Genomic DNA, 6,907 nt, shown 5'->3' with positions numbered 1-6,907 from the left:
ATCGCATGCCGTTGGTACGGCAATTTCTTGCAGCAGGTTTGGGGGTATTGTTGCTAGATTACCGGGGTTATGGGGGTAATAAAGGACAACCCACAGAACAAGGGTTATACCAAGATGGCCGTGCAGCCGTACAATTCCTACTAAATCAAGGTGTTAGAACCAACCACTTGATATTTTATGGGGAATCATTAGGTACAGGTGTGGCAACTCAACTTGCTACGGAGTTCCCCATTTGTGCGCTGATTTTACAATCACCATACACCTCAATGACAGCAGTAGCTCGTTACCATTATCCTTGGCTTTTCATATCACCTTGGGATAAATACGATTCTCTGGCGCGCATTCAAACTATCCATGTCCCTCTATTGATCCTGCATGGCAAGCAGGATCGTATTATCCCTTATGAGCAAGGATTAAAGCTTTTCGAGCAGGCAAACCAACCCAAACACATAGTAAATATTGAGGATAGAGGCCATAACGATTTATGGAGCCCTTATTTTACGCAAGAAATATGGAGATTTATTCGCTCTAATTGCAACTAATAAAAACTTTATGATCATAAGTGGCGCATTTTAGTGTAAATTTAATGTTAATATTCTCTTAACTTTAATTGATTAGAATGGAATCATAACTATAGCGTGGAGAACATTGTGCCTATTCTGTCTGTTACATCGACGCCAGGCTTTTTTACACGTCAACTTGGCAGTGTTGCAAAGCCCATTGTCAAACCTTCTCCAGAGCCGTCTTTTGTCAATGTTGGCGGAACTGGTGATTGTGGTTTTAGATCAGTTGCGGCTTGTCTGATTGATGATTATTTGTTTAAAAGGAATCTTGCTAATCAACAACTCCTTGAAAAAATACTGGCGCGTTACTTTGACTATTTTCCTCATCCACAGCCTTTTGGACGTACGGCAAGAGATCGTTTGGAAAGTATGACAAGAAGTCCGTTGGCGATGGCGGAATGTACTCGCCGATTTGCTTATGTTTTACGCCAGATCGCGGTTGATGAATTATGTACATATCCAGAGAAATATCGTGGTGCCTTTGCATCTTTTGAAGATAATGATCAGCATGCCAAAGAAGATAAGGAAACAACGCCACAACAAATGCGTCAAGAAACAACCTGGATTGATGAAAGTGCTATTGCTGCCTTGTCGAATGCGTTGGGAGAATTACCTATAGAAGTGCAAGTAGTGACAAAGAATAGAGCATTGCCCATGCGCCTTCAATATAACGTTCCCTCGGATACTACACCAGCGGTTGTGATGCAGTTACAGAAGGGACATTATATACCTCGCGTAAGTCAGCCTGCCCGCTTTATGAATATTAGTGAGCAACAAAGTAATATGGGTCCTTTACAACCTGTCACTCGAGATATTCAGGATCCTCCTCAGTCTGAAATACTGGCTAAAATTGCGGCAGAAGATCAGCGTTTGCGTGATGAATTTGATCAGACCTTAAATCAACTGACTGCGAGCGTAGTCGCTGGTGAAGTAACCAAAGAAGAATTGCTTGAAATTTATATTAAAGGCATGGCAAAAAGTGATTATTTGCAGGGACGAATAAAATATGTAGGACTTGAGCACGGTAACCAGCGCTTTTTCGAAGCAATTGAGAGTGCGAAACCTGGAGCAAAAATCAAGGCAGTCAAGCTGGATTCTGGTAGCCATGATGAGCAAGTCATTACGGAGCTAGTACATGCTATTGCACGGGCAATCAGTATTGGTCAATTGAATCCGAATATGGTCTTCGCCAAAATTGAGCATGACGAAGACATTAGACCTACTGCTGCACCGGCTGCCTAAGCAAATTCTAACAGATTAGGCTGTCAACATTTCGCTAGCTTGAATGCTGCTTATGGTTTGATTTTCGAGCATCGTAGTGAAGCACAGAAAATCAGGCCATAAACGTCAAGATAGTCGAGATGTTAATAACTCCTAAAGAAAACCCTGTTCTTTCATCCACTCATCATTAGCATATTTAGACATGTAATTCCGGATGGAATCGGGCAAAATAACCAGGCATTTTTGCCCTTCGCGCAGAGAACTTGCAGCTTGCAGTGCGCCCCACATGGCAGCGCCGGAAGAGCCGCCAACTAATAGTCCCTCTTCACGAATTAATTGTCTTGCAACCCGAAACGAATCAGCATCATTGGTTTTGACGTAGGTATCAATTAAGCCATTGTCGAGCACATCAGGAAAGAAATCATAACCTATCCCCTTCCACGTGATAGGGTTTAACTTCATCACCGCCACCAAGAATAGAGCCAATAGGGTCGATACCCACGATCTTAATAGCCGGATTATATTCTTTTAGTCTTCTGGCAATACCTGATATGGTTCCGCCTGTACCTACACTAGCGACTATCATATGTAAATCTTTGCCAAAATCATCAATAATTTCCTGAGCCGTACCCTTATAATGCGCATTTGGGTTATCTGGATTGGCGTATTGATCAAGGATGTGTGAATTAGGAGTTTTACGTTGTAAATCTTTGGCCAGAGAAATATGACTATCGGGATCATTCCACGCTGCTTCAGTTCTTGTGCGATAAATGGTTGCTCCCAGGCGCTCTAAAACAGCCTGTTTCTCATGACTCATTTTATTGGGCATGGTAATAACAACGTTATAACCCATTACTGCACCAGCCAAAGCGATCCCAATGCCTGTATTGCCTGAGGTGGGTTCAATTAACGTGTCGCCTGGTTTGATTCGCCCTTCACGTTCAGCGTTCTTTACCATTTCATAACCAATACGATCTTTAACGGAGCCTCCGGGATTAAGAAATTCACATTTAGCGTAAAGTTCACAAGCAAGCTTGGCGCCCAAGCGATTAATTTTAACTACAGGTGTATGTCCTATAGTGGCGAGAATATTTTGATAAATCATAAGTAGGTCCTTGTAATGATTTGTCATTCAGTATACGACAGCGCCTATGGCTTGCCCACCTATACGGACGCACTATTTAAATTTTATTTTGTCTTTTGCAGTGATTTGGTTTACACACTAAAAATTTGATAATTCGCAGGGTGATTTTACAAGTTAGCTTGCAGCAGCTAGAATGGCTAAACAGATGTTAAATCAATCATTTTCAAGGATGACATCATGAAAAAAAATTTTCTTTTACAAATCTGACTGCTACCGTGTTATGTACGGCTCCTTTCCTATTAACCGGATGTCAGGGTATAGAAGAACTTTTTAGCGACTCTTCCCAACGCTCTTATGATCAAGGCTATCATTCCAGCGGTTATGGAAGAGCGAATAGGTCTCAATCGCAATCGACTCAATACACAACAACTACCAGCGGCTCTACTTCAACAGAAAAAAGAGCATCTATAACACCGGCTACTCAATCAAGTACTACCAATTCCAGTGTTCCTATTGAACCGCCTACTGTGCCTTCAATAGCACCAACCACAGCAACAACGCCAGCAGCAACAACCAGTACTCCTCCTAGTGGTATGGCTCCACCTACAGTTAGTCAATAAAGATTGGGTTCACAATAAAATCGATATGAGGCTTTACTACCAGGGTAGAGCCTGTATTGATTGGCTGGATTCATGAAAATGAGGAAACGTCTCTATTTGAGAGCGGCTTTTTTGTTGTATTGCAGGAAAATGTATCAATGCATCGATCATTAAATTTTATCCTGGCATTCGATTTAGCTTGGAAGGAAGAGTAAATTGACTTTCTTCACCGGCCAGACATCTTCGTGTATGCTTGCGCAAAAGACCAATACGATTTTCCAATAATTTTTTGAGTGTAATAAATGAGCACATTGAAAGCCCAAGCTGCAAAAGCTGCATTAGCTTATCTGGACGATAATATGATAATCGGAGTAGGTACTGGCTCAACAGTCAATTACTTCATTGATGCGTTGGCAACCATCAAGCATCGCATCGATGCTTGTGTGGCCAGCTCAAAGGCAACCGAGAGTCGATTGCGTGCAGCCGGTATTCCCGTTATTGATTTAAATTCAGCAAGTGATTTACCCATTTATATCGACGGAGCTGATGAAGTTAATGAAAGGCATGAAATGATTAAGGGAGGGGGGGCGCACTTACCGGTGAAAAAATTGTTGCTACGGTAGCACGTCAATTCATTTGTATTGTTGATGAATCAAAACTAGTAAAACAGTTGGGTTCCTTTCCTTTGGCTGTCGAGGTTTTACCAATGGCCCGTAGTTATGTTGCGCGTGAAATTGTTAAATTAGGAGGGGATCCGGAATATCGCGAAGGCTTTGTCTCCGACCATGGCAACATTATGCTTGATGTTTATAATTTGGAAATTACTGATGCAAGGCTGTTAGAAGATACAATCAATTGTATTCCTGGTGTAGTTGAAAATGGTTTGTTTGCTAAGCGCCTGGCAGATAAAGTAATCGTTGCCGGTGAGAAGGGTTTAATAACATTCTAGTTTAAATCAATTTAAAAAGACGGTTTGATGTTGTTAACGCGCATAAGTTTTTTATCGGGGGGCAGGAGGCTAATTTCCTGTTAGTCTCCTTAACCTTGTCTTAAGCTTTACCCATTATACTCCTCTTATATCAAAAGGAGTATGTTATGCGTGTATTGATTGTCGAGGATGGTGCTTTTAATGCATTTTGTCTAACCCGTTTGCTCGAAGGCGTTTGTCAACAAGCGCAAGTCACTGTAGTGCGCGACAGTCTTAGCGCTCTCAATTATCTTACGTACAATACCCCTTCTTTGGTGATTGTGGATGGTTATTTAAGTGCTGGTGATGGATTGAACTGTCATGGTCCCGCGTTGGTTGATGCACTATGGCAAACTAATCCACATCTTCCCGTAATAGCTTGGTCAGATTGTGAGAATATGCGTCAGGCTTTTGCTGAAATCTTTAAACAGTATAACAAGCCCTTTAACGAATACACTTGCTGGACTAAAGTAGTCAGCCATGAACGTATTCGTATGTCTTTGCCTTATTTATTGGCACAAGGCTCTGGATCTGATTCTTTCAAATCCCTGCAACTAAGGGAAAAAGCAGAAATACTTCACGCTTAATTGGGCATTGGTCTAGTACAATTAATGATGTACTCTTGCTTAGTGCGCCTCATCCCAATTATGACCGACTCCAATTGAAACGATTAATGGTACTGATAGTTGTACCGTATGCTCCATCAATTCCCGAATGGTTTGCGTTGCGTAATCGATAACAGTTTCATGAATCTCGAAAACAAGTTCATCGTGTACTTGCATCATCATCCTTACCGGTGGTTTTTCCGAGGAGTTTTGCCAGTTAGCAATTGCAAGCATCGCTTTTTTATAATATCTGCTGCTGTACCTTGCATAGGAGCATTGATTGCTGTGCGTTCTGCAGCTTTTTGTCGCATTAAGTTACGTGCATTAATCTCCGGTAGATAGAGACGGCGGCCAAAGAGCGTTTCGACATAACCTTGGTGATGAGCTTGTTTGCGGGTTCGCTCCATGTAGTCAAGTACACCAGGATAGCGAGTAAAATAAACATCAATGTAATACTGAGCGTCCTGGCGTTCAATTCCCAGTTGTTTAGCCAGGCCAAAAGCGGACATGCCGTAGATCAAGCCGAAATTGATTGCTTTGGCGCGGCGGCGGTGTTCGCTATTTACCTCAGCCAAATCAACCTGAAAAATTTCACTGGCGGTGGCAGCGTGAATATCCCAACCACTGGCAAAGGCCTTAAGCAGATTTTTATCTTGCGAGAGATGCGCCATGATGCGTAATTCAATTTGTGAATAATCTGCTGCCAATAAGACATGATCGGGTGGTGCGATGAACGCTTTACGAATTAGGCGCCCTTCTTCATTTCGTATAGGAATATTTTGTAAATTAGGTTCACTGGAAGACAGGCGTCCGGTTGCTGCCACTGCCTGATTATAACAAGTATGTACACGGCCTGTTTTGGGGTTAACCCGTTTAGGCAAGGCATCGATGTAAGTAGATACCAGTTTACTTAAACTACGGTATTCAAGAATAACTGCCGGCAGGCGATAGTCAAAGGCGAGTTCTTGCAGGATTGCTTCCGCAGTAGATGGTTGGCCTGTGGGCGTTTTAGCTAGAACGGGTAGCTTTAATTCATCAAAAAGAATTTCTTGCAACTGTTTAGGGGAGTTTAGATTAAACGGCCTACCTGCAAGTTGCAACGCTTCTCGCTCCAGTAGAATTATACGCTCTTTAAGTCGACAGCCATGTTTTGCCAAGGTCTCCAGATCGATAAGAACCCCGCCGTATTCCATATTTGCAAGCACGGTAAGCAATGGTATTTCAATGTCATGTAACACGGATTTCAAGCGGTCATCGAGCATGGGGTAAAGCTTGTTATGCAATTTTAAGGTGACGTCAGCATCTTCTGCAGCGTAAGGAGCTGCTTTAATAACAGGAATTTGATCAAAGCGTAACTGCTTTGTACCCTTACCTGCAATGTCTTCAAAACTGATGGTTTTATGCCCTAAATATTTTAAGGCGAGAGAATCCATATCATGCCGGCCTGCGCTACTGTTTAAGACATAAGACTCCAGCATGGTGTCGAAAGCAATGCCTTGTAGGCTAATACCATGGTTCTTAAAGACGTTGTAATCGTATTTTAAATTTTGACCAATTTTACCTATAGTCGGGTTTTCAAGAATTGGTTTTAAGCGATTTAATACTGAGTCACGAGATAATTGCTCAGTACCATCGTTGTGTGTCAGAGGAATATAAGCAGGCTTGCTTTCAGTAATGCTTAAAGCGATACCGACAATTTCTGCATTCAGTGCGTCAAGACTGGTTGTTTCAGTATCAACACAAAACAGGTCACAAGCCTCTAATTGACAGAGCAATTCATTAAATTGCATTTCGTTGGTGATAACACTAAACGTAGCTTGTTCGTATAACTTCGTATAATGTATGCTATACGAAGTTATTACGTATGG

At 42.0% G+C, this 6,907-nt stretch carries 4 protein-coding genes and 3 pseudogenes; 5 read left to right on the top strand and 2 right to left on the bottom strand.

The window, feature by feature from the left end; translation table 11 throughout:
• Positions 1-542, top strand: a 542-nt coding sequence (locus tag BN58_RS02905) for an alpha/beta hydrolase (RefSeq protein ID WP_019215573.1), incomplete at its 5' end; no start/stop codon positions are given.
• 108 nt (positions 543-650) lie between these two features.
• Entirely contained in the window at positions 651-1,805 is a 1,155-nt protein-coding gene (locus BN58_RS21580) for an OTU domain-containing protein (RefSeq protein ID WP_019215572.1), read from the top strand.
• Between the two features lie 132 nt (positions 1,806-1,937).
• Here the strand turns inward: BN58_RS21580 and BN58_RS21575 are convergent.
• A pseudogene (locus BN58_RS21575) lies at positions 1,938-2,889 on the bottom strand (pyridoxal-phosphate dependent enzyme).
• A gap of 254 nt (positions 2,890-3,143) precedes the next feature.
• Between BN58_RS21575 and BN58_RS21570 the strand changes: the two are divergent.
• The 3 genes and pseudogenes from BN58_RS21570 to BN58_RS21560 all read left to right on the top strand — a co-directional run bounded on the left by BN58_RS21570 (position 3,144) and on the right by BN58_RS21560 (position 5,021).
• On the top strand, positions 3,144-3,488 hold the full coding sequence (locus tag BN58_RS21570; RefSeq protein WP_040916075.1) for a hypothetical protein: 345 nt from the start codon (positions 3,144-3,146) through the stop codon (positions 3,486-3,488).
• 281 nt (positions 3,489-3,769) lie between these two features.
• Positions 3,770-4,416, top strand: a pseudogene (gene rpiA / locus BN58_RS21565) (ribose-5-phosphate isomerase RpiA).
• A 146-nt stretch (positions 4,417-4,562) separates the two neighbouring features.
• A complete protein-coding gene (locus BN58_RS21560; protein ID WP_019215569.1) occupies positions 4,563-5,021 on the top strand; it encodes a response regulator in 459 nt (152 codons plus the stop codon).
• Positions 5,022-5,060: 39 nt separating this feature from the next.
• Here the strand turns inward: BN58_RS21560 and polA are convergent.
• Positions 5,061-6,907 (bottom strand): annotated as a pseudogene (gene polA, locus BN58_RS21555) (DNA polymerase I); the annotation flags it as partial.

It is taken from the genome of Legionella tunisiensis (genome assembly GCF_000308315.1).
Lineage (GTDB): Bacteria > Pseudomonadota > Gammaproteobacteria > Legionellales > Legionellaceae > Tatlockia > Tatlockia tunisiensis.
Note: the sequence above shows the minus strand (reverse complement) of the source record. Positions and strands in the feature narration are given on the sequence as shown.